Genomic DNA, 23,220 nt, shown 5'->3' with positions numbered 1-23,220 from the left:
GTCGCTGATAGCGGCCTTTTCTATTTAGGAGGATAACCTGAAAATATTTTCTCAACCAATTTTGCAAAAGTTGCTTCACGTTTTTCTGGTGAAGCATTAGGGCTATAAGAACTCTCGCTTACGGCTTGCCAAAACAGCTTTTCATTCTGAGATTTATCAACAAAGTCAATAACAATCTCTCTAGTGCTTTGATTTCCACCTAACGGTAAACCAACTGAAACTCCACCGAAGCCTCCTCTTCCTCCACCGCCTACACCAACACCAACATTTGAGTTATTTCTATTCATCACATCTTGGCTTTGAATATCAATGAAAAAATCAGGGTTATCAGATCGTATCAACCCCATAGCAGACAATTTAGCATCTATGGCTTTCATTATGCGTTTGTTATCTAACTGGCTTAAACCAGTCTGCATATCATCAAAATAATTATAAGTCTTATATTGTGTAAAATCTGTTGATTTCTCGTAATCGTAGTTAACGACAGTACCGCAAGATGTAACAAAAAGTAAAAGAAAAATATATTTTAGCGTTTTCATTTTTATTTTAAAGGTATGAAAAAATAGATTCCGTATCAAGTACGTAATGATAGAAAGAAAAACTTTAACTATTCCTCTTCCGAACGAGGTTCAACAACTTTAGTTAAAGACGACGAAATAATTCCCGTAGGAATGGCTACAATACCTAAGCCAATAAGTAGAATAAAAAATGTAAATATACGGCCGCCAACGGTGATGGGGTAAACATCTCCATAACCCACAGTTGTTAATGTAATAATAGACCACCAAAGGCTATCGAAAATTGATGAAAAATGTTCTGGCTGTGCTTCGTTTTCAAAATAATAAATACCTATAGCCGCAAAATAAATCAATACTAAAGTGACTCCCATAAATAGGATAATTTGCTCTTTAGCCAATAACATTGCTTTAGTGAAATGACGCATTGCTTTGTTGTATCTCACCAGTTTTAAAAGTCTAAAAAGCCTGAACATTCTTAGTATCCTCAACGAACGTAAGTCGACACCAAAAGATAAATAAAACGGAAGTATGGCAAGAAAATCTATGATCCCGAAAAAGCTAAAAATAAATTTTGGCTTCTTATCCGCAACATAGATTCGTGCTAAATACTCCAGAGTAAAAACCATCACGCAAAATATCTCTATAGAATTAAGAATAATTTTGGTTTGGGGTTTTAAATTAGGAAGTGTTTCAACAGAAAATGTAATTACTGAAAGTATAATTAAAAACTGAATAAAAAAGGCAAAACTCTTACTGAGTCTATTGTCATTATACTCTACAATATTTTTAATCTTTTCTTTCATTATAATAGTTGTCTCTCACCATCATGGGGACAGGTGCAATTAGTGGCTTTATAGAATTGTCCCCTTGAGGGAACTTTGGGGGTGTTTCAATATCTTTTACTCAAACTAATAAACTAAAGTTTAATAGCCTTTTAATCGTTCAACATTTTCCAAAGTTTATCCTTTAGTTTCGTTAAACCTTGTTGGGCCACGGATGAGATAAACATATATTGACATTCTAAATCTTTGTCTAAAATAGTAGAAATTTCAGATTTCAATTCGTCATCTAACATATCTGATTTTGAAATGACCACAAAGCGTTCTTTATCTAACATCTCAGGGTTGTAACGTCTTAATTCGTCTACCAAAATTTCATATTGCTCAACTATATCCTTTGCATCAGCAGGAATTAAAAACAACAAGATTGAATTACGCTCTATATGCCTTAAAAAGTAATAGCCTAAACCTTTACCTTCAGCGGCACCTTCAATAATTCCAGGAATATCAGCCATTACAAAAGACTGGAAATCGCGATACTTTACAATACCCAAATTAGGCTTTAAGGTGGTAAACTCATAATCTGCAATCTTAGGTTTTGCAGATGTCAATACCGATAGCAAGGTCGATTTTCCGGCATTTGGAAATCCAACCAAACCAACATCGGCTAAAACTTTAAGCTCTATAGTAATATCTTTTTCTTCGTGAGGAATTCCAGGTTGTGCATACCTTGGTGTCTGATTTGTAGAACTTTTAAAATGCCAATTCCCACGGCCTCCTTTTCCACCTTCGGCCACAATCTTTTCTTCTCCATCTTCAGTAATTTCAAAAAGAATAGTGTTAGTTTCCGTATCTCTCACAACAGTTCCAAGTGGCACTTCTACAATAGCATCTTCGCCATCGGCACCTGTACTTCTACCAGAGCTTCCGTGTTCGCCATGACCTGCTTTAATGTGGCGCTTAAATTTTAAGTGAATTAGGGTCCAAAGGTTAGAATTTCCACGTATAATAACGTGTCCTCCACGACCACCATCTCCGCCATCAGGACCACCTTTTTGTATATATTTTTCACGATGTAAATGTGCAGAACCCTTACCACCATTTCCGGAGGTAACGTGCATTTTTACATAATCAACAAAATTTCCTTCAGTCATGTTTACTTACCGTGAAAACGGGAGTCTTTTAATTCAACCTTATTATCAAAAAATGAAATTCCTGCCTAACGCAAGAATAATAAGCTACAGCTTATCGATTACAGAATTCAGCCGGACCGTAATCTCTTCAATGCTTCCTACCCCATCAACACCAAAATATTTATCTTGGGCAGAGTAATAGTCCTTTAAAATTGCTGTTTTATTGTAGTATTCCTTTATTCGATTTCTAATAATACTCTCATCTGCATCATCAGCGCGTCCACTGGTTTCCCCACGCTTCAATAAACGTTCAACCAAAACCTCATCATCAACTTCTAAAGCCACCATGGCATTTATTTGAGAATCTTTACTATCCATTAAATCATCTAATGCTTTGGCTTGTGCATTTGTTCTTGGAAAACCATCAAAAATAAAACCTTTGGCATCTGCATTTTTCTCAACTTCTTTGTTTAACATATCTATTGTAACCTGATCTGGTACCAACTCGCCTTTATCCATGTAAGATTTAGCCAACATTCCTAAAGCTGTTTCGTTTTTAATGTTATACCTAAAAACATCTCCCGTAGAAATATGTACTAAATCATATTTTTCTTTTAAGAAATCTGCTTGCGTTCCTTTTCCTGCACCTGGAGGTCCAAATAGTACAATGTTTGTCATGTGTTGTGTAGTTTTTAATTGATAAACGTCTGGTAAATCCCTTCCTAATCCGTCGTAGTCTAGCCCATAGCCAACGATAAATTTATTTGGAATTTCTATACCGACATAATGAAGTTTAAAATCTTTATCGTAGGCTTCAGGTTTGTAAAATAAAGTCGCAATGATTAAGTCCTTAACATTTTCGTTCTTAAAAATACGATGCACTTCTTCCAAAGTTTTACCAGAGTCTATGATGTCTTCTAAAATAACTACGGTTCTTCCCGTTAAATCTTGCGTTAAACCAATTAACCGCTGAATATCTTCAGTGGACTTAACACCTTCATAAGATGCTAGTTTGATAAACGTAACTTCACACGGCTTGGGATATTTCTTCACAAAATCACTCACAAACATAAATGAGCCATTCAAAATACCCACAAAAACTGGCATTTCATCTTCTAAATCTTTGGCAACTGCATTCACCATATTTTGAACAGCAGTATCAATTTCCTGTTCAGAAATGAAGGGTTTAAAGTATAAATCGTGAAGCTTTAACACTATGATGTTATTTTAGAATTGCAAAGATAATCATTTGATTTACGATTGGCGATTTTTGATTTACGAATTTGGAAGTATGTACCATATTTAGCTTATTTTTGTAACAAATTAATGTTTAATTTAAAGGTTTCCATTAACTTTTTTGATAAATCGGAAATCTTAGTATTTATAAAAAAGCTTCCCATTTCCATGGGAACAACTTAAGTTGATGAACTACTTTTCTTCAGACTTTAAACTTGGTATTCTTGGTGGCGGTCAATTAGGCAAAATGATACTTTACAGCACGCGTAAATTTGATGTTTATACTTGTGTATTAGACCCGAGTAAAGATGCACCAGCGCGATTGGCTTGTGATGAATTTTCAGTTGGCGATTTACTGGATTACGATACGGTTGTTAATTTCGGCAAAAAAGTTGATGTTCTAACCATTGAAATTGAGAACGTTAATGTAGATGCCCTAGAAACTTTGGAAGATGAAGGTGTAAAAGTTTTTCCATCATCAAGAACGTTAAAAACAATTCAAAATAAAGCACATCAAAAATTATTTTATCGCGATCATAATATTCCAACAGCAGATTTTTCACGTTTTGCACATACATCCCAGATAGATGAAGCCATTGATAATGGTGGTTTAAGTTATCCTTTTGTATGGAAAAGCGCACGCTTTGGATACGATGGGCAAGGTGTTAAAGTCGTAAGACGTTATACAGATTTATTGGATTTACCAAACGTAGAATGTATTGCCGAGGATTTAATACCTTTTAAAAATGAATTGGCCGTTATTGTTGCGAGAAATTCTGAAGGGCATTTTAAAACATATCCTGTGGTTGAAATGGAGTTTCACCCAGAAGCTAACCAAGTGGAATATGTAATCTGCCCTGCGAGAATATCTGATGCCATTGCCAAAAAGGCAGAATTGGTAGCTCTTAAAACTGCTGCCGCTTTTGAACATGTTGGTTTGTTGGCTGTAGAAATGTTTCAAACGGAAGATGATGAAATTTTAGTCAACGAAGTAGCGCCACGGCCTCACAATTCTGGTCATTATAGTATAGAAGCTAGCTACACCTGTCAATTTGAACAGCATCTTAGATGTGTACTAGGATTACCATTAGGAAATACCGAAAGTAAAGTTGCTGGTGTTATGGTAAATTTAGTTGGTGCCGAGAACCATACAGGTAACGTACTTTATAAAAATATGGAAACTATTATGGCTATGGATGGTGTCACCCCACACATTTATGGAAAAAAACAAACAAGACCATTTCGTAAAATGGGCCATGTTACCATCGTAAATAAAGATATAGCCAAAGCTCGTGAAGTAGCTGAAAAAGTAAAACGAACAATTGAAGTAATCAGTAAATAAATATATGAATAAAGTAGGAGTAATTATGGGAAGTAAAAGCGATTTGCCAGTAATGCAAGACGCTATCGATATTTTAAAAGGATTTGATATTGAGGTTGAAGTTGATATCGTTTCTGCACATCGTACTCCTGACAAACTATTTGACTATGGCAAAAATGCCCACACAAGAGGAATAAAAGTCATCGTTGCTGGTGCAGGTGGCGCAGCACACTTACCGGGAATGGTAGCTTCATTATCGCCATTACCAGTTATCGGAGTTCCTGTAAAAAGCAGTAATTCTATTGATGGTTGGGATTCCGTGCTATCTATTCTGCAAATGCCCGGTGGAGTTCCTGTGGCAACTGTAGCACTTAATGGCGCAAAAAATGCAGGTATACTTGCAGCTCAAATTCTTGGAAGTTCTGACCAATGCATTTTAGATAAAGTCATTGTTTATAAGGAAGGCTTAAAAGCGAAAGTGATAGATTCTGCTAAGAACCTCTAAAAAAAGCCTCAACTTTCGTTAAGGCTTTTAGCTATTAACCAACCCTTTTAAGAACAAAAAAATTGCTCTTTAAAGATGTTGCAAAAATAGTTAAAACTTTACAATCAACATGGTTTTTACACTCATAAAATAGAGTTAAAATTCACATTATCAGAAGAATACGTAAGAAAAATTAGACAGATTAAGATATGACAATTCTCAATAAAATCTTTGACACACCATTTAACACAGCCCCTTTTTCAGAAATAAAAACCGAAGACTATCTTCCTGCCTTTAAAACTGCAATAGAGAAAGCAAAAGCTGAAATTGACGCCATAATAAATCAAAATGAGAAGCCAACATTTAAAAACACCATTGAAGCTTTAGATTATTCAGGTGAGGAACTGGATAGAGTCTCCAGTATTTTTTTCAACTTAAATTCTGCTGAAACCAACGATACCATCCAAAAAATTGCACAAGAAGTGTCTCCCCTACTTTCGGAGTTTAGTAATGATATCACTCTGAATGAAGATCTATTTAAACGTGTAAAAACAGTTTATGATTCAAAATCCGAATTAAATCTCACAACAGAACAGCTAACGCTTTTAGATAAAAAGTATAAAGGGTTTTCCAGGAATGGTGCCAACTTGAAAGAAAATCAAAAAGAAAAGCTACGTGATATAGATAAAGAATTAAGCCAGTTAAAACTAAAATTTGGTGAGCACATTTTAGCCGAAACCAATAAATTTGAAATGCACTTAACTGATGAATCTGATTTGTCTGGACTACCAGAAGGTGCCAAAGAAGCTGCAAAACAATTAGCAGAAAGCAAAGGAAAAAAGGGTTGGCTAATTACTTTGGATTATCCCAGTTATATCCCTTTTATGACCTATGCCGACAACAGAGATTTACGTAAAAAGTTATCTAAGGCTTTTGGCAGTAAAGGCTTTAAAAATGATAATTTAGACAACCAAGATATTGTATTAAGGATTGCCAATCTTCGCTTTCAACGTGCTCAACTTTTGGGTTATAAAACTCATGCCCATTTTGTATTGGAAGAGCGCATGGCAGAGACACCAGAAAAGGTTAATTCTTTTTTAAATGAGTTATTGGAGAAAGCAAAACCAGCAGCTGAAGAAGAATTTGAAAATCTTGAAAAATTTGCAAAGGATTTAGATGGAATCGACAAACTTCAAAAATGGGATTCGGCTTACTATTCTGAAAAATTAAAACAAAAGCTGTTTAATTTAGATGATGAGCAATTGAAGCCATACTTTAAATTAGAAAATGTTATAAATGGAGCTTTTACAGTTGCAAATAAATTATTTGGGTTACAATTTGTAAAAATAGATACCATAGATAAGTACCACCAAGATGTTTTAACTTACAAAGTTATAGATGCCAACAAGAACTTAGTGTCTATTTTCTATGCTGACTTTTTCCCTAGAGCTGGCAAACGCAATGGTGCGTGGATGACATCATTTAAGCCTCAAAAAATAAAGGATGGTGTTAACGAAAGACCTCATGTTTCCATAGTTTGTAATTTCACCAAGCCAACCAAGAGCAAACCATCATTATTAACGTTTAACGAAGTTACTACCCTGTTTCATGAATTTGGACATGCACTACATGGAATGTTAGCCAATACCACATATCCTAGTTTATCTGGCACAAGCGTGTATTGGGATTTTGTAGAATTACCAAGTCAGATTTTAGAAAACTGGTGTTACGAAGAAGAAACCTTAAAACTTTTCGCTACGCATTATGAAACTGGGGAAGTCATTCCAATGGAGCTCATCGAAAAAATAAAGGCAGCGTCTACTTTTCATGAAGGCATGCAAACTTTACGCCAGTTAAGTTTTGGAATGCTAGACATGGCTTGGCACGGTATTGACCCGTCACAAGTAAATACTGTAAAAGCACATGAAACCAAAGCTTTTGGTGAAACCAGCTTATACCCAGATGTAGCTGAGAATTGTATGAGCACTGCTTTTTCTCATATCTTTCAAGGGGGATATTCTTCTGGATATTATAGTTATAAATGGGCTGAAGTTTTAGACGCAGATGCTTTTGAGTATTTTAAAGAAGAAGGCATTTTTAATAAAAGCATTGCCAATAAGTTTAAAAACTTTGTGCTATCGCAAGGAGGCACTGAAAACCCTATGACTTTATATAAAAAGTTTAGAGGACAAGAACCAAAACCTGAGGCTTTGCTAAGGCGTGCTGGGTTGTTGAAAAATAATTAAAAGACCTTTCAGGTTTTAAAAACCTGAAAGGTCTCAACTAACTTTATCTAAATGCAATCAAAAAACAAAATTTCAATAATTATTGAAAGTTTAAAAATTATTGTATATTTGTATATATGGAATACATAGAAGCAAAAGAAAAGTTCATAAGTACTTGGGGAAGTCTAGGTTCGTTATGGGGAATTAACAAGGCTATGGCTCAGATACAAGCTCTGCTTTTTATTTCCACCAAACCCTTGTCAATGGAAGACATTATGCACGATCTTAAAATTTCCCGTGGTAATACGAGCATGAATCTAAGACAGCTTATGGACTGGGGCATTGTAACCAAGGTTTTGGTTTCTGGTGAACGCAAAGAGTTTTTTACCACTGAAAAGGATGTACAGGAATTGGCACGAATTGTTGCCAAAGAGCGTAGTAGACGAGAGATAAAACCTGTTATTAAAGTTTTGGAGGAAGTTTCTTCTATAAAAGATGATGGTACCGAAAAAACAAAGGAGCTGATTATACAAACTAAAGCTTTAAAAGATTTAACGGACGATTTGGACACCTTAATGAATAAGCTTGTTAATCAGAAGCAAAATTGGCTTACGAAATCGGTTTTAAAGCTGATGAAATAGTTAATATATTTTTTGAACTAAACTTTCAATATTTTCTGAAAGTTCTAAAATAAAAGAATTATGAATTATATACTTAAAACACCTTATGGAAACATTAATTTTTCTTGGAAAAAATCTATTTGGTTATACCTAATGCTATTTCCCATTATATTTATTGATTACTCACTTGTTAGTTTGAGTGATGTAACTCTAAATATAGTTTTACTATTCCTAACAGTAGGAATTGGTCATTCGGTTGGTTTACATAGAGGTATTATTCATAAATCATATAAAACCAGCAAAGTATTTAGAAATATTAGTTTATATCTTTTTGTACTAACAGGTTTAGGAAGCCCTTTAAATTGGCTAAAGCAACATTATTATAGAGATTATTGGCAAAACAGATTGGATTGCCCAAAATATTTTCAGTATAAACATTCACTAATAACAGACTTTTACTGGAACCTTCATTTAACTTTTATACCAAAAGATATAAATCGTTACAATATTCCAAAAGAAGATTTGAATGATTCAACAATATTATGGCTTCATAAAACATGGTACTTAAATTATCTCTTTTTCATGATTGTGCTCTACTTGATTATTGGCATAAATAGTATGCTCATAGCAACATGTTTAAGAACTTCTGTTATCATATTAGGTCATTGGTATATTGGTTATGCTTCACATAAATATGGGTATTCAAGACATCGTATACAAGGTGCTGATGAAAGTGGATATAATGATATTCTACTTGGCTTAATTTCATTTGGTGAAGGATTTCACAATAATCATCATTCACATCCTACTTCTGCAAAGTTTTCTACTAAATGGTATGAAATTGATTTCGGTTGGGTAATAGTATGGTTTTTAATCAAGTTTAAGATTATAAAAAATGTAAAAAGTCAAAAAGGAAATTTAAAACCCACGGCTATTCCTTTCGAAAAAACAAACTGGAAACTACCTAAATTATAATATCATGAAAACACAAACCATAAACCTAAACAATCATTCAGAACAAAACCGTATAGAAATGATCGACTTCTACAACGAAGCGACCGAAGATTACGGATTTTGGAGCAATGATTACAACATGCACTTTGGTTATTTTATACCTTTTAAAACTAACCCTTTTAAACGCGACCAAATGCTCAACCAAATGAACACCGAGGTTTTAAAGCGTCTTAAAATCGGTAAACCCAAAAACCGTTTGGTCGACTTAGGCTGTGGCATGGGGGCAACAATGCGACATGCACTAAAGCTTTATAAAAACATAATGGCTTATGGAGTGACGTTGTCCGATTTCCAGGTTAATCAAGGTAACGAAATGCTAAAAGGTAAGAATGGCATTATTTTAAAAGAAAACTATAATGACACTTCTTTTCAGTCAAATTCGTTCGACTCTGCGATAGCTATAGAAAGCTTATGCCATTCTGGCCATAACTGCAGATCCCTAAAAGAAGCGCACCGTATTTTAAAACCCGGTGGACGTTTTGTTATTGCAGATGCATTTCTAAAAAAAGAAGACACTCAACTATGTAAAGGAGGAAAATATGCTTACAATAAGCTTTGTAACCACTGGAGTTTAGAAAAATTGGAAACTCACACCTATATAGAGGAAAAGCTTAAAGAACTTGGTTTTAAAAATATAAAGGTAGAAGACGCTTCCTTTAGAGTTGCCCCTTCTGTTTTACATGTTCCTTTTGCTATAACAGGTTTTATTCTAAAAAAGCTACTCCGCCTTAAATCTATAAAGCGAGAAAGTTTTCACAATCTAAAAGGATCATTTTACGCCCTACTTTCTGGTTTACACATGAAAAGTTTCGGGTACTACATCATTAGTGCAGAAAAGGCATAAATTGTGAAACCAAAAAAACACATATCCTAATCTTGATTTTTGGAATTTGAAATTTGACATTCTAGCTTTTCTGAAATTAATATCCTATTTTTGGGCAAGCAATGAAAAAGACTAATGCCTAAGCATCAATTAGACCCAAATAACTGGATAAAACTATATTCAGATTACTTGTTTAACTATACGATTTCTCGTGTTAGTGATAGGGTAACAGCACAAGATTTAGTGTCCGAAACTTTTTTGGCAGGGCTTAAGTCTATGGCAAACTTTAAAGGTGAAGCCAGTGAGCGCACATGGTTGATCTCTATTCTTAAGCGTAAAATCATAGACCATTACCGTAAAATCAATTCTAACAAAGGAAAAGCTGAGGTACGAATGAATTACAACAGCGATACCGATGCAGAAGGCGATTGGTTAGAAGAGCGAGTCGCCGATCCGTTTGATAAAACGGCAGAAGATAAACTAGAAAACTCAGAATTGGGTGATGCCATTTATGATTGTTTAGAAAAATTACCCGACAAGCAAGCTGAGGTTTTTAAAATGAAAACGATTTTAGGTTACGACACCGAAACTATTTGTAATGAATTAGAAATTACTGCGTCTAACCTCTGGGTAATTATCCATAGAGCGAGAACGGCTCTGGCGGATTGCATGCAAAAAAATTGGTTTTAATACAATGAGAAAAAGTTTTTTATTTATAAGCTGCGAGGAAGCTCATCATATTTGTGACAAAAGACAATATGGCGAAGCTACAGGATGGGAGCGCGTTAAATTAGGCCTTAGACTCTCTTGGTGCCGAATTACAAGAGCTTATTCTAATAGAAATAACAAATTAACTGAAGTAATGCAAAAAGCTGATGTTGATTGTTTGAAGAATGACGAGCGTACTAAGCTACAAAAACAATTTGAAGAAGAACTAGCCAAGCACCAATAGTATTCCCAACCATAGTATCGGTATACTCTCTACCCAAAACGCACTATAATATTTCGATTGGTGTTTGTTAGAAAAAATCACAAACATAAGTGCAATCAAAGTTATCATTAAAGTAGAGATTATCGCTTTGCTATCTATTTCATCTTTAAAATATTCCAAAAAGAAAAATACTATCAATAATAAAATACCAATAATTTTGGTGTTTTTCACACCTATTCTTTGAGGGATTGTGGAGAGTTTTACACTATCGTAATTAAGATCTCTAATTTCAAAAGGTAGCATTAATACAATTACAAACACAAAACGTTGAATACTCGTAATAACTGCATCTGTATTTATATCTATTTCATTATCGGTTAGAGGAAGAACAACAGTAGTAAATGCCCAAACTAAAGCAATTACATAAATTTTTAAACCGCTTATTTCCCTTAATTTTTTTTGATTATCTCTAAAGTAATGCATTGGCAGTAAAGGAATAGCATATAAAAATGTAATTACACCAAGAAATCCAATTAACAATAGCGTGTTTGTTTTAAGTTGATAAGCATAATAACACAAAGCTATAAATGCCAAAAATGAAAATATCTGAATAGACCTTAGCCAACCCGCCAAACTTCTATGGTGAAACTTTGCTACACCAAAATACTTCACAAAGTTATAACCAGTAATAGTGGCAAAAAACACAAAATAGAGTACATTTTCATCATAATCCAATCCAAACTGAAGGCCTGTTATCCAAGTTAAAGCATAAACTGCTAAAGCAACATGAATACTAGAGTTGATGTAAAAATTTAAAATCCGTTTTAATATCTCCACTTTACAAAAATAGGCATTGAAGTGATTCAAGCTTTTTGTTTTACAGCAAAAAGAAAAATTTTGAATCACTTCATATGTTAATAACCCTTAGTTTCAGTTAAAAACTTTAGGTTTCCTTAACTATATAAAAAGGCTAAATGCGTATTTTTGCATATCAAAAATTTTAGCATAAAAAAGAATGGACACGACCTCTTTTGCACTTAGGCACATTGGCCCAAATAAAGACGACCAAAAAGCCATGTTAAACACCATAGGTGTTACAAGTATAGAACAATTGGTTTCTGAAACGATACCAGCTGGCATTCGCCTAGAAAAAGATTTAGATCTCGATGCTGCCATGAGTGAACAAGAGTATCTGAGCCATATTTACAAACTATCTCAACTCAACAAAGTTTATAAATCTTATATTGGTTTAGGTTATCATCCCTCTAATTTACCAGCTGTAATTCAGCGTAATATATTAGAAAATCCTGGTTGGTACACAGCCTACACACCTTACCAAGCCGAAATCGCTCAAGGCCGTTTAGAAGCACTTTTAAATTTCCAAACCATGGTCATTGATTTAACCGGAATGGAAATCGCTAACGCTTCTCTCTTAGACGAAAGCACTGCAGCTGCCGAAGCCATGAGCTTACTGTTTGCTGTAAGGGAACGAGCGCAAAAGAAAGCTGAGGTCAATAAGTTTTTTGTATCTGATTTGGTACTGCCCCAAACTATAGCGTTATTAGAAACCAGAGCCAACCCTATTGGCATAGAGTTGGTCATTGGTAATGAAGCAGAATACAATCTATCTGATGAGTACTTTGGTGCGTTGTTACAGTATCCTGGAAAAAATGGTCAGATTACAGATATAAAATCATTTATTGAAAAAGCAAACGAAGCACATATAAAAGTTGCAGTAGCAGCAGATATATTAAGCTTGGTTAAACTTGAAGCACCCGGGAAGTTTGGTGCTGATGTTGTTGTAGGAACCACGCAACGTTTCGGAATTCCCATGGGTTATGGTGGTCCTCATGCTGCATATTTTGCCACAAAAGAAGCATACAAGCGTGATGTACCAGGTCGTATTATTGGTGTCACCAAAGATACCAATGGCAACAGAGCCCTACGCATGGCACTGCAAACCAGAGAACAACATATTAAACGCGATAAAGCTACATCTAACATCTGTACAGCCCAAGTTTTATTAGCTGTAATGGCTGGGATGTATGCCGTGTATCATGGCCCCAAAGGTCTAACGTTTATTGCCGATAAGGTTAAAGATTCTGCTTCAACATTAGCAAATGCTCTAAAAAGCCTAGGATTAGAGCAAGTCAATTCCCATTATTTTGATACACTACAAATAAAAGCAGATGCTGTTAAAGTAAAATATGAAGCAGAGAAAAACGAAGTGAACTTTTATTATCCAGACGCAAATACAGTTACGATTTCAATTAATGAAACAACAACAGTATCAGATCTCAACGAAATCATTTCAATTTTTGAACGTGTAACTGAAAACAAGACAGACAAAGTCAGCAATATTTTAGCTACTGAAACCATTCCAAATCACCTAAAGCGTCAATCGGACTTTTTAACTTTTGAAGTATTCAACTCCTATCATTCTGAAACAGAATTAATGCGCTACATTAAGCGTTTAGAACGTAAGGATTTAGCCTTAAATCATTCCATGATCTCCTTAGGCTCTTGTACCATGAAATTAAATGCAGCATCCGAAATGTTACCACTGAGCTGGAGTAGTTGGGGAAATATCCACCCTTTTGCTCCAGAAGACCAACCTATAGGTTATAAATTGATGCTAAACACCTTAGAAAATCAACTTACTGAAATTACAGGTTTTGCAGCAACATCTTTACAACCCAACTCTGGCGCACAAGGTGAATTTGCTGGCCTTATGGTTATAAAAGCCTATCACGAATCTCGTGGAGACCATCATAGAAATATCTGTTTAATTCCATCATCTGCACACGGAACAAATCCTGCAAGTGCTGTAATGGCCGGTATGAAAGTCGTTGTTACTAAAGCTTCAGAAAATGGCAATATTGATGTTGAGGATTTAAAAGAAAAAGCAGAATTGCATAAAGATAATTTATCGGCACTTATGGTAACTTATCCTTCAACTCATGGAGTTTATGAATCAGCCATTAAAGAAATTACAAAAATCATCCATGATAATGGTGGACAAGTCTACATGGATGGTGCCAATATGAATGCTCAGGTTGGTTTAACCAACCCAGGAAATATTGGGGCAGATGTCTGTCACCTTAACTTGCACAAGACCTTTGCCATTCCACATGGAGGTGGTGGGCCAGGTGTTGGCCCCATCTGTGTTGCAGAGCAGCTCGTTCCGTTTTTACCCGGAAACCCCATTGTAAAAACTGGTGGACATCAATCTATCACAGCTATTTCAGCTGCGCCTTTTGGTTCTGCCCTAGCCTGCATAATATCTTATGGCTACATAACGATGTTAGGCGCAAAAGGTTTAAAAAAATCTACTGAGGTCGCCATCTTAAATGCCAACTACATAAAAGAACGTTTAGAAGGTTATTACGATACGCTCTACACAGGAGAAAACGGCAGAGCAGCTCACGAAATGATTATAGATTGTCGCGCCTTTAAAGCTAATGGTATAGAAGTTACAGATATTGCAAAACGTTTAATGGATTACGGATTCCATGCGCCAACGGTCTCATTTCCTGTTGCAGGAACGATGATGATAGAGCCAACGGAAAGTGAAAGCAAAGTAGAAATGGACCGCTTTTGTGATGCCATGATCTCCATTAAAAAGGAAATTGATGCCACATCAAAAGATGAGCCTAACAATGTTTTAAAAAACGCACCACATACTATGGAAATGCTAACTTCAGACGAATGGCTGTTACCATATACAAGAGCAGCAGCGGCTTTTCCATTGGATTACATAAGAGATAATAAATTTTGGCCGAGTGTAAGACGTGTCGATGATGCCTATGGAGATAGAAACCTTATTTGTAGCTGTGCGCCGATTGAAGATTATATTGAAGCTTAGTTTTTAATAAGTATTATTTAAAAAAGCGCTCAGATTGAGTGCTTTTTTTATATTTTCTCATTTTTCTTAAAGAAATATTATCAATTCAAAAAAAATGCCGCTTTTAATTCGGTAAATAAAGGAAAACTCTTTATTATTGGTTAGTTTCGTATTACTGAACCGAAATAAAACAACTATGGGAATTAGAATCACAGGGACAGGAAGTTATGTGCCAAGCAGTATTGAAAAGAATGAAGATTTTCATCAACATGAGTTTTTAAATCAAGATGGATCTTCTATTGACCATCCTAATGAAGTCATTGTAGATAAGTTTAAAGCTATTACAGGTATTGTAGAACGACGCTATGTAGATAAACAACTAACCTCATCTGATATTGGTTTTTTGGCAGCACAAAAGGCTATCGAAGATGCCAATGTAAATCCAGAAGAAATCGATTATATTATCTGTGCCCATAATTTCGGTGATGTAAAAGCGGACACCATTCAAAGTGATATTCTCCCTTGCTTGGCTTCTAGAGTAAAACACAGCCTAAGAATTAAAAATCCAAAATGTGTTGCTTACGATATTCTTTTTGGTTGTCCAGGTTGGGTTGAGGGAGTTATACAAGCCAAAGCGTTTATAAAATCTGGTATGGCAAAACGCTGTTTGGTCATTGGTTCCGAAACACTTTCGCGAGTAGTAGACAAACACGATAGAGACTCCATGATCTATTCTGATGGTGCCGGAGCAACTATAGTAGAAGATACAGAGGAAGTAGGTATTCTCACCCATGAAACCGCCAGTTTCACTTATGATGAAGCCTATTATCTTTACTTCGGAAACTCTAACAATCAAGAACTTTGCAAGGATACACGCTACATAAAAATGCATGGTCGTAAAATTTATGAATTTGCTTTAAACAATGTACCACTAGCCATGAAAACCTGTTTGGACAATAGCGGTATAGATATATCTGATGTAAAGAAAATATTAATCCATCAGGCAAACGAAAAAATGGATGAAGCCATTATAAAACGCTTCTACAGATTATATAAAACACCTGTGCCAGAAGGTATAATGCCAATGAGTATTCATAAGCTTGGCAACAGTTCCGTGGCAACAGTCCCTACACTTTTTGACCTCATTAGAAAACAAAAATTAAAAGACCATAGTATTTCTAAGGGAGACATCATCATTTTTGCCAGTGTTGGAGCTGGTATGCACATTAATGCTATAGTTTACAAATATTAGCATGGCAAAGAAAATTGCAATTATTGGAGGTGGAAATTTAGGTAAATCCATTGCAGATGGTTTATTGTCCAATGATTTTGAACCATCCCATCTTACTATAACACGAAATCGTATTGAGTTTCTTAAGAACTACTCAGACAAAAATGTAGTCGTTACCAAAAACAATAAGGATGCCGTTAGGACTTCAGATATTATTATCATCGCTGTAAAGCCCTATAAAATCGAAGCTGTTCTGAAAGAAATTTCAAATGAAACAACAGCCAGTAAAATCATTGTTTCTGTGGTCAGCGATTTCAGTATTGAAAATATTTCAAATTGTTTAGAAGCCAAACCATCATTATTAAGGGCGATGCCCAATACAGCGGCTTCGGTGAACCAATCCATAACATGTATAGCTACACAAAATGCTTCGGAGAATGACATCAAGGACGTCACTTCAATTTTTGATGCACTGGGCGAAACTATTCTTATTGACGAACCCCTAATGGATGCCGCAACTGTTTTAGGTGCTTGCGGAATTGCTTACGTATTGCGCTTTATAAGAGCCATGATACAAGGTGGCATTGAGATTGGTTTCGACGCTAAAACAGCTACTAAAATTGCCACACAAACCGTAAAAGGAGCCAGCGAACTTTTACTCAAAAGAGGTAATCATCCTGAAGCCGAAATCGATAAAGTAACAACACCCAAAGGCTGTACCATAACTGGCTTAAACGAAATGGAGCACAATGGATTCAGCTCTGCTTTAATCAAAGGGATAAAAACTTCATTGGATAAAATATCTTAGTAATGTACGAAAAAAGTTTTCCTAAAAAACGTTTTAAACATACTTTAGATTTTTTAAAAAAACATGTTGACACTTCACAATCTATTTTGGATTTGGGAGTAAAAAATCCATTATCGGAAATTATGGTTGCTAAAGGTTTTAGAGTTGAAAATACCTCAGGCGAAGATTTGGACGAAGACCGTACAGCTATTGAAAACTCATCGGCTGATGTAATAACGGCTTTTGAAATTTTTGAACACCTATTATCACCTTACGAGGTTTTAAAATCTATTAATGCTAAAAAGCTAGTTATTAGTGTGCCGTTAAAATTGTGGTTTGCCCCTGCATATCGTAGTAAAACAGATTTAAGAGATAGACACTATCACGAATTTGAAGATTGGCAATTGGATTGGCTCTTGGAAAAAACTGGATGGAAAATCATAGATAGTGATAAGTGGACAAATCCTGTAAATAAAATTGGAATCAGACCAATTCTAAGACGGTTTACAAATAGATATTATATCGTTTATGCAGAAAGGTCCTAAAATTCCAATTCCCAAACTCTAAATTCCAAATGGGTTTGCTTAGATTTGACTTTTGGAATCTATAATTTAGAATTTGGACTTCTACATCATCATACCCGCACATAACGAAGCAGCTTTCATCCTAAAGACTTTACAATCCTTGGTTGAACAATCGTTGCTTCCTAAAAAAGTTGTTGTAGTCAATGATAATTCTACAGACAGAACCCAAGAGATTGTTGAGCATTATACTTTGAAATATGATTGGATTTCCATGGTGAATACACAATCTTCTGATGCACATTTACCTGGTTCAAAAATCATAAATGCATTTAATAAGGGTTTAAAAACTTTAGATAATAACTACGATGTGATTTGTAAGTTCGATGCAGATCTTATCTTTCCAAGCCACTATTTAGAAAATATAGCCAATCATTTTAAAGCTAACCCCAAGCTAGGAATAGCATCTGGTTTCTGCTATATTGAAAAGAATAGAAGGTGGGTTTTAGAAAACTTAACCAATAAAGACCATATACGTGGCGCACTTAAAGCTTATAGAAAAGATTGCTTTAAACAAATCGGCCGATTAAAACCATCAATGGGTTGGGACACGATTGACGAACTCTTAGCAAAATATCATAATTGGGAGATATTAACAGATGAATCTTTGCATGTTAAACACCTAAAACCAACAGGTCAATCGTATAACAAAGCTTCAAAATATTTACAAGGTGAAGCAATGTACAAAATGCGTTATGGTTTTTGGATTACATTTATATCTGCGCTAAAGCTCGCCTACAAGAAAAGAAGTTTTAGCTTATTTAAAGACTATATGAGTGGTTATTTCAAAGCAAAATCTAGACAAACTGAGTTTTTAGTTTCCAATGCTGAAGGCAAGTTTATTAGAAAACTACGTTGGAAAGGAATACTTAAAAAACTCAGCTAATCCAAAACAAAACCCAAAGGTTCACCAGTGGCACCATTAGGAAAGCTAATATCTAAAAGTGCTGAAATCGTTGGTGCAATATCTGGTATTACAGTTTTATCATAGGTTTCGCCATGTTTAATTCCCTTCCCATAGAATAATAAAGGGACATGTGTATCATAATTAAGACCACTACCATGTGTAGAACCTGTTTTGTGGTAAGCTATATGGGCAATATCATTAACTATAATAACATCACCAGAACGTTTTTGGTTAAACCCGTTTTGCAGCAAAACCTCAATGCCAGTTGTAAAATTAGTACTGTTCATAGCCGTCGCCGTATATACTTTAGCAATATTAGGATAGCTAATTTGCTCATCAACTAAAGCCTGTTCCACTTCATGAATATTTAGGTTTAATTCTTTCAACTTAGCCTTATTAAAGAATATTTGATTGTTACTTATATCTTCTACAATATCCTTAGTACCATAAGTAGATTCTAAAAATGCTGTGAAACGTTCTTTCCTGTCATTATAGTCCAAATAGCCCGAAGGAATTTTAACTGATTGTAAATAGGCTGGCACATTAACAGCACCATGGTCAGCCGTTAGAAACACAGTGTACTCATCTTCTCCAACGGTTTCATCCAAGTAGTTAAAAAAGCGCTCTAAATCTCTGTCCAATCTAATATAAGTGTCTTCTATTTCTTTAGAATTCACACCAAAATTATGACCTACGTAATCAGTACTCGAAAAACTCACAGTCAATACATCTGTTTCATTATCCTGCCCTAAAGCTTCGCCTTTTAATGCCGCAATTGCAAAATCTACTGTGAGACTATTGCCGTAAGCCGTTGCCTTTAAAATATCAAAGCCGCCATTTTCAGTTTTCAAAGTTGCTAAATCGTAAGGGAAAGTTGCGGTTTCTTTTCCTGTAAAACCACCTTCAAAATTATTTAAATCACTTCCGCTTTCTGTATAAGTTTCAATGGGTAGGTATGTGTTCCATACTTTTAAGTAAGATTCTACTGTGCCAGAAGTATTAAAATCCTTTACCCATTGTGGTAAATCATTTCTATAAAACGTACTTGTAATCCAAACTCCCTCATCTTTACCATGAAACCAATAGGCTGCATTTGCCGTATGACCTGCTGGTAATATTGCTCCCCTATCCTTAATCGCTACACCTATAGTTTTGCCACGCATCTGTGTAAACAATCGGTTTTCGTCTCCAAATGTTGTGGTTAACATTCTGTGTGGTGACATTTTTCCGGCTGAGCTCATTGTACCAACAGATTCTACAGTATCATCTTGAGCACAGTATACGGTTTCCTTGGTTTCTTTGTCATACCAATGGTTAGAGATAATCCCATGATATTTCGGAGTAGTTCCAGTATAGACTGAAGTATGTCCTGGACCGGTGTATGTTGGCACGTAATTAAAATGATTATTTTTACAGTTAAAGCCTTGACGCATCATACGCTTAAAACCTCCATCGCCAAATTTAGATTTAAATCGTGTTAAATAATCGTAACGCATTTGGTCTACAACAATACCAACTACCAATTTTGGTTTGGTATCTGTTTTTAAGGCATTTTTTTCGCTAGATACAATTGCTTTTTCTTGAGAACTACAAGAAAAAAACAAGAACATAGTAATGATTAACGTGAAGATATTTTTCATGATGCGCAAGCATTTTATTGAATTTCAAAAATACGTTTTTTAGACTATCTTAATTTAAATTAACATTAATAAACTCATCTTTTTTCATACTTTAGCATTAATAAAATCTTACATGAAGTACCTTCATAATATTGGCACATACTTTATAATGATTAAGGATATGTTTCGCAAACCCACTAAATGGTCTGTGTTAAAAATTCTAATTCTTAAGGATATTGACGATCTTATCATTGGATCTCTAGGTATTGTTGCTTTTATAGCTTTTTTTGTTGGTGGTGTAGTTGCTATTCAAACTTCACTTAATATCAGCAACCCGCTAATTCCAAAATATTTGGTTGGTTTTGCCACCCGTCAATCTATCATTTTAGAATTTGCCCCGACTTTTATTTCTATTATAATGGCCGGTAAGGTGGGATCGTTTATAACCTCTAGTATTGGCACAATGCGTGTTACTGAACAAATAGATGCTTTAGAAGTTATGGGGATTAACGCTATTAACTATTTGGTATTTCCTAAATTTGTTGCATTGACACTTTATCCTTTTGTGATTTCAATTGCCATGTTTCTAGGAATTATTGGCGGATTGGCTGCTTGTGTTTATGGTGGTTATGGCACTTTAGAAGATTATATAGACGGTGTTCAAAATGATTTTATACCTTTTCATATGGCATATGCCTTTATAAAAACTATGGTCTTTGCGTTTATACTTGCAACAATTCCATCGTTTTATGGTTACTTTATGAAAGGTGGTGCGCTAGAGGTTGGTAAAGCCAGTACAACAGCTTTTGTTTGGACAAGTGTGGTCATTATTTTGTTGAATTTCTTACTTACAAGTTTACTGTTAGGCTAATGATAGAGGTTAAAGACTTACATAAATCGTTCGGGGATGCACATATCTTAAAAGGTATTTCTACCTCATTTGAAAAAGGCAAAACTAACCTTATCATAGGACAGAGTGGTTCTGGTAAAACGGTATTCTTAAAATGTTTACTGGGCTTATTTGAATATGAAAAAGGCAGCATTTCTTATGATGGAAAAATCTTCAGTAACCTCAGCCCTGATGAAAAGACCGATTTAAGGTCTGAAATCGGTATGGTATTTCAAGGCAGTGCACTTTTTGATTCTATGACCATTGCTGAAAATGTAATGTTTCCATTACGTATGTTCACCAAACTAAGTAAGAGTGAAATGGAAGACCGTGCTGAATTTGTATTAAAACGTGTCAATCTAGATGATGCACATCATAAAATGCCGAGTGAAGCTTCTGGAGGAATGCAAAAACGTGTTGCTATTGCAAGAGCTATAGTAAATAAACCTAAATATCTATTCTGTGATGAGCCTAACTCTGGATTAGATCCAAAAACAGCTATTGTTATAGATAATCTTATACAGGAAATTACAGACGAATATCAAATTACAACTGTAATTAACTCTCACGACATGAACTCAGTAATGGAAATCGGAGAAAAAATTGTCTTTCTGAAAGATGGTTTAAAAGCTTGGGAAGGCTCTAAAGAGACTATTTTTAAAACAGATAATGAAGCCGTAACCAACTTTGTCTACTCTTCCAATTTGTTTAAAAAGGTAAGACGCATGTACCTTGAAGAAAACCAGTAATTAGTTTCTTCTAATATAAACCGTATCCACTTTCAGTTCCTCTCTCAACCACTTTTGCAATTCTTTTTCTCTAACTAAGATTACACTGTCCACTAAAGCGACTTTCCATCTTACGCTGGCAACATCAACTGTATCAACATTGATAAAATCTTTCGATTCTAACATTTGGGCATAACCAAAAAACTCTAAATCATTAAATCTCACCTTTGCATCTCGAGACAAACTACTGAATGAAATAGCATTTTTATTCGTGTTTTTAGATTCTATGAGTTGATTTAAGTTAGTAATATTATCCTCTAGTTCCTTTATTTGTATTTGAAGTCCATTAATAATATTATCTTTTTCATCTAAATCTGCAAAAGCTCTGTCTAAAGATTGATTTAACCTGTCTGCACTCCTTGTTTTGTTAGCATTAATAACTAAATCAAAGTCTTCAAGATTTTCATAATTTCGTTTCTCATTTTGCAAATCTGAAATCATTTCATCGCTTACATCACCATTAAAATAAAGACTTATCTTTTTATTTTTAACATCTAAATTCTTTCGTTGCAACCACAAGTTAGGATTGGTTTCAATCTCATTTTCTACATAGCTTTTATAGTCTCTGTCGTATTTGGTTTCTTGTAAAACTTTTAAAAAAGTCCAAACAGCTGGAATCATTACAATTATTGCGATTAGAGTTGCAAATCTCATAACAAGCCTTCGCTTTTTAGAGTTTGCATATTTAAGCATAGGGAAACGCAGTATTTTTAACACCAAAAATGTTGCTAAGGCAATAAAGATTGTGTTAATACTAAAAAGGTACATTGCACCTAGAAAAAATTCCCAATTACCCTTGGCCAAACCATACCCAGCTGTGCATAGAGGTGGCATTAAAGCCGTTGCAATTGCCACACCAAAAATTACCGATGCAATAGTTCCCTTTTTTGTCCTGGCTATAATGAGTGCTAACCCACCAAAAAATGCAATTAATACGTCTCGTATATCGGGTCTTGTTCTTCCCAATAACTCTGAGGTATCTTCACTTAGAGGAAATAGCCAAAAAAATAAAAATGCAGTTAATAAACTCAACACTATCATTGTTGCCAAGTTTATCATTGATTTCTTCAGAGTATCAATATCGTTAAGTGCAATGGACATCCCAACACCAAGAATCGGCCCCATTAGTGGTGAAATTAACATAGCCCCAATAACAACCGCAGTTGAATCGGCATTAAGACCAACCGAAGCGACCATAATTGAACAGACCAAAATCCAAGCTGTTGCTCCTTTAAAAGAAATATCTGCTTTTATTGCTGCAATAGTAGCGTCTCTATCGGTGTCATCTCTAAAGTCTAAAAGCTCACTTAAAAAGTTAGAAACACTAGAAAACAGGCCTTTGGCGTCTTTCCTTACGGCTTCCTTTTTGTCTTCTACAGCTTTATCCTTTTCTACTTGTTGCTGTTCGTCTTCCGTAAAATCGAATTTACTTTCGTCACTCATAACATTAAAAAGTTACATATTGGAAACTCTAGATTCCAAACCTGTAA

22 protein-coding genes are annotated in these 23,220 nt (G+C 34.9%); 15 read left to right on the top strand and 7 right to left on the bottom strand.

Going from position 1 to position 23,220, the window contains the following annotated elements:
* Positions 1-20: 20 nt before the first annotated feature.
* The 4 genes from KCG49_RS13955 to KCG49_RS13940 all read right to left on the bottom strand — a co-directional run bounded on the left by KCG49_RS13955 (position 21) and on the right by KCG49_RS13940 (position 3,645).
* Positions 21-539: a DUF4136 domain-containing protein gene (locus KCG49_RS13955; protein ID WP_218547347.1), complete on the bottom strand. Its 519-nt coding sequence runs from the start codon at positions 537-539 to the stop codon at positions 21-23.
* 68 nt (positions 540-607) lie between these two features.
* On the bottom strand, positions 608-1,321 hold the full coding sequence (locus KCG49_RS13950) for an ion transporter (RefSeq protein WP_218547345.1): 714 nt from the start codon (positions 1,319-1,321) through the stop codon (positions 608-610).
* Between the two features lie 131 nt (positions 1,322-1,452).
* On the bottom strand, positions 1,453-2,451 hold the full coding sequence (gene obgE, locus KCG49_RS13945; protein ID WP_218547343.1) for a GTPase ObgE: 999 nt from the start codon (positions 2,449-2,451) through the stop codon (positions 1,453-1,455).
* 84 nt (positions 2,452-2,535) lie between these two features.
* Positions 2,536-3,645, bottom strand: a complete 1,110-nt coding sequence (locus KCG49_RS13940; protein WP_218547342.1) for an adenylate kinase — start codon at positions 3,643-3,645, stop codon at positions 2,536-2,538.
* 208 nt (positions 3,646-3,853) lie between these two features.
* On the opposite strand from KCG49_RS13940, the gene KCG49_RS13935 reads away from it, so the two are divergent.
* The 8 genes from KCG49_RS13935 (at position 3,854) to KCG49_RS13900 (ending at position 11,105) form a co-directional block, all read left to right on the top strand.
* Positions 3,854-5,008 carry a 5-(carboxyamino)imidazole ribonucleotide synthase gene (locus tag KCG49_RS13935; RefSeq protein ID WP_218547340.1) on the top strand — a complete coding sequence of 385 codons (1,155 nt, stop codon included), beginning with the start codon at positions 3,854-3,856 and terminating at the stop codon, positions 5,006-5,008.
* A gap of 4 nt (positions 5,009-5,012) precedes the next feature.
* A complete protein-coding gene (purE, locus tag KCG49_RS13930; protein WP_218547338.1) occupies positions 5,013-5,492 on the top strand; it encodes a 5-(carboxyamino)imidazole ribonucleotide mutase in 480 nt (159 codons plus the stop codon).
* Positions 5,493-5,680: 188 nt separating this feature from the next.
* Entirely contained in the window at positions 5,681-7,717 is a 2,037-nt protein-coding gene (locus KCG49_RS13925; RefSeq protein ID WP_218547337.1) for a M3 family metallopeptidase, read from the top strand.
* Between the two features lie 116 nt (positions 7,718-7,833).
* Complete coding sequence (locus KCG49_RS13920) at positions 7,834-8,337, top strand: GbsR/MarR family transcriptional regulator (RefSeq protein WP_218547336.1); 504 nt, start codon at positions 7,834-7,836, stop codon at positions 8,335-8,337.
* A 60-nt stretch (positions 8,338-8,397) separates the two neighbouring features.
* Positions 8,398-9,291: a fatty acid desaturase gene (locus KCG49_RS13915; protein WP_218547335.1), complete on the top strand. Its 894-nt coding sequence runs from the start codon at positions 8,398-8,400 to the stop codon at positions 9,289-9,291.
* A gap of 4 nt (positions 9,292-9,295) precedes the next feature.
* Entirely contained in the window at positions 9,296-10,174 is an 879-nt protein-coding gene (locus KCG49_RS13910) for a methyltransferase domain-containing protein (protein ID WP_218547334.1), read from the top strand.
* 114 nt (positions 10,175-10,288) lie between these two features.
* The gene (locus KCG49_RS13905; protein ID WP_218547333.1) at positions 10,289-10,843 is read left to right on the top strand and encodes a sigma-70 family RNA polymerase sigma factor; all 555 of its coding nucleotides are present in this window, start codon (positions 10,289-10,291) and stop codon (positions 10,841-10,843) included.
* Between the two features lie 4 nt (positions 10,844-10,847).
* The gene (locus KCG49_RS13900; protein ID WP_218547332.1) at positions 10,848-11,105 is read left to right on the top strand and encodes a hypothetical protein; all 258 of its coding nucleotides are present in this window, start codon (positions 10,848-10,850) and stop codon (positions 11,103-11,105) included.
* Here the strand turns inward: KCG49_RS13900 and KCG49_RS13895 are convergent.
* A complete protein-coding gene (locus KCG49_RS13895) occupies positions 11,088-11,951 on the bottom strand; it encodes a UbiA prenyltransferase family protein (RefSeq protein WP_256260021.1) in 864 nt (287 codons plus the stop codon). The two genes, KCG49_RS13900 and KCG49_RS13895, sit on opposite strands and share 18 nt — an antisense overlap.
* A gap of 148 nt (positions 11,952-12,099) precedes the next feature.
* On the opposite strand from KCG49_RS13895, the gene gcvP reads away from it, so the two are divergent.
* From gcvP to KCG49_RS13870, 5 genes are all read left to right on the top strand, one after another.
* Positions 12,100-14,949 carry an aminomethyl-transferring glycine dehydrogenase gene (gcvP, locus tag KCG49_RS13890; RefSeq protein WP_218547331.1) on the top strand — a complete coding sequence of 950 codons (2,850 nt, stop codon included), beginning with the start codon at positions 12,100-12,102 and terminating at the stop codon, positions 14,947-14,949.
* Positions 14,950-15,124: 175 nt separating this feature from the next.
* Positions 15,125-16,180, top strand: coding sequence for a 3-oxoacyl-ACP synthase III family protein (locus tag KCG49_RS13885; RefSeq protein WP_218547330.1), 1,056 nt, complete (start codon positions 15,125-15,127; stop codon positions 16,178-16,180).
* A 1-nt stretch (position 16,181) separates the two neighbouring features.
* Positions 16,182-16,967 (top strand): pyrroline-5-carboxylate reductase, encoded by a 786-nt coding sequence (gene proC, locus KCG49_RS13880; RefSeq protein WP_218547329.1) that lies wholly within the window; start codon positions 16,182-16,184, stop codon positions 16,965-16,967.
* A 2-nt stretch (positions 16,968-16,969) separates the two neighbouring features.
* Entirely contained in the window at positions 16,970-17,491 is a 522-nt protein-coding gene (locus tag KCG49_RS13875) for a methyltransferase domain-containing protein (RefSeq protein ID WP_218547328.1), read from the top strand.
* A gap of 73 nt (positions 17,492-17,564) precedes the next feature.
* The gene (locus KCG49_RS13870) at positions 17,565-18,413 is read left to right on the top strand and encodes a glycosyltransferase family 2 protein (protein WP_218547326.1); all 849 of its coding nucleotides are present in this window, start codon (positions 17,565-17,567) and stop codon (positions 18,411-18,413) included.
* Here the strand turns inward: KCG49_RS13870 and pafA are convergent.
* Positions 18,410-20,074 (bottom strand): alkaline phosphatase PafA, encoded by a 1,665-nt coding sequence (gene pafA, locus KCG49_RS13865; RefSeq protein WP_218547325.1) that lies wholly within the window; start codon positions 20,072-20,074, stop codon positions 18,410-18,412. The two genes, KCG49_RS13870 and pafA, sit on opposite strands and share 4 nt — an antisense overlap.
* A gap of 112 nt (positions 20,075-20,186) precedes the next feature.
* Between pafA and KCG49_RS13860 the strand changes: the two genes are divergently transcribed.
* Positions 20,187-20,924, top strand: a complete 738-nt coding sequence (locus KCG49_RS13860; RefSeq protein WP_218547323.1) for an MlaE family ABC transporter permease — start codon at positions 20,187-20,189, stop codon at positions 20,922-20,924.
* On the top strand, positions 20,924-21,691 hold the full coding sequence (locus tag KCG49_RS13855) for an ABC transporter ATP-binding protein (RefSeq protein WP_218547321.1): 768 nt from the start codon (positions 20,924-20,926) through the stop codon (positions 21,689-21,691). The genes KCG49_RS13860 and KCG49_RS13855 overlap by 1 nt, the downstream gene beginning before the upstream one ends.
* Here the strand turns inward: KCG49_RS13855 and KCG49_RS13850 are convergent, their stop codons facing one another.
* Positions 21,692-23,173 carry a DUF389 domain-containing protein gene (locus KCG49_RS13850; protein ID WP_218547319.1) on the bottom strand — a complete coding sequence of 494 codons (1,482 nt, stop codon included), beginning with the start codon at positions 23,171-23,173 and terminating at the stop codon, positions 21,692-21,694. It lies immediately after the preceding gene.
* Positions 23,174-23,220 lie beyond the last annotated feature (47 nt).

Source organism: Winogradskyella luteola (genome assembly GCF_019203985.1).
GTDB classification, from domain to species: domain Bacteria; phylum Bacteroidota; class Bacteroidia; order Flavobacteriales; family Flavobacteriaceae; genus Winogradskyella; species Winogradskyella luteola.
Note: the sequence above shows the minus strand (reverse complement) of the source record. Positions and strands in the feature narration are given on the sequence as shown.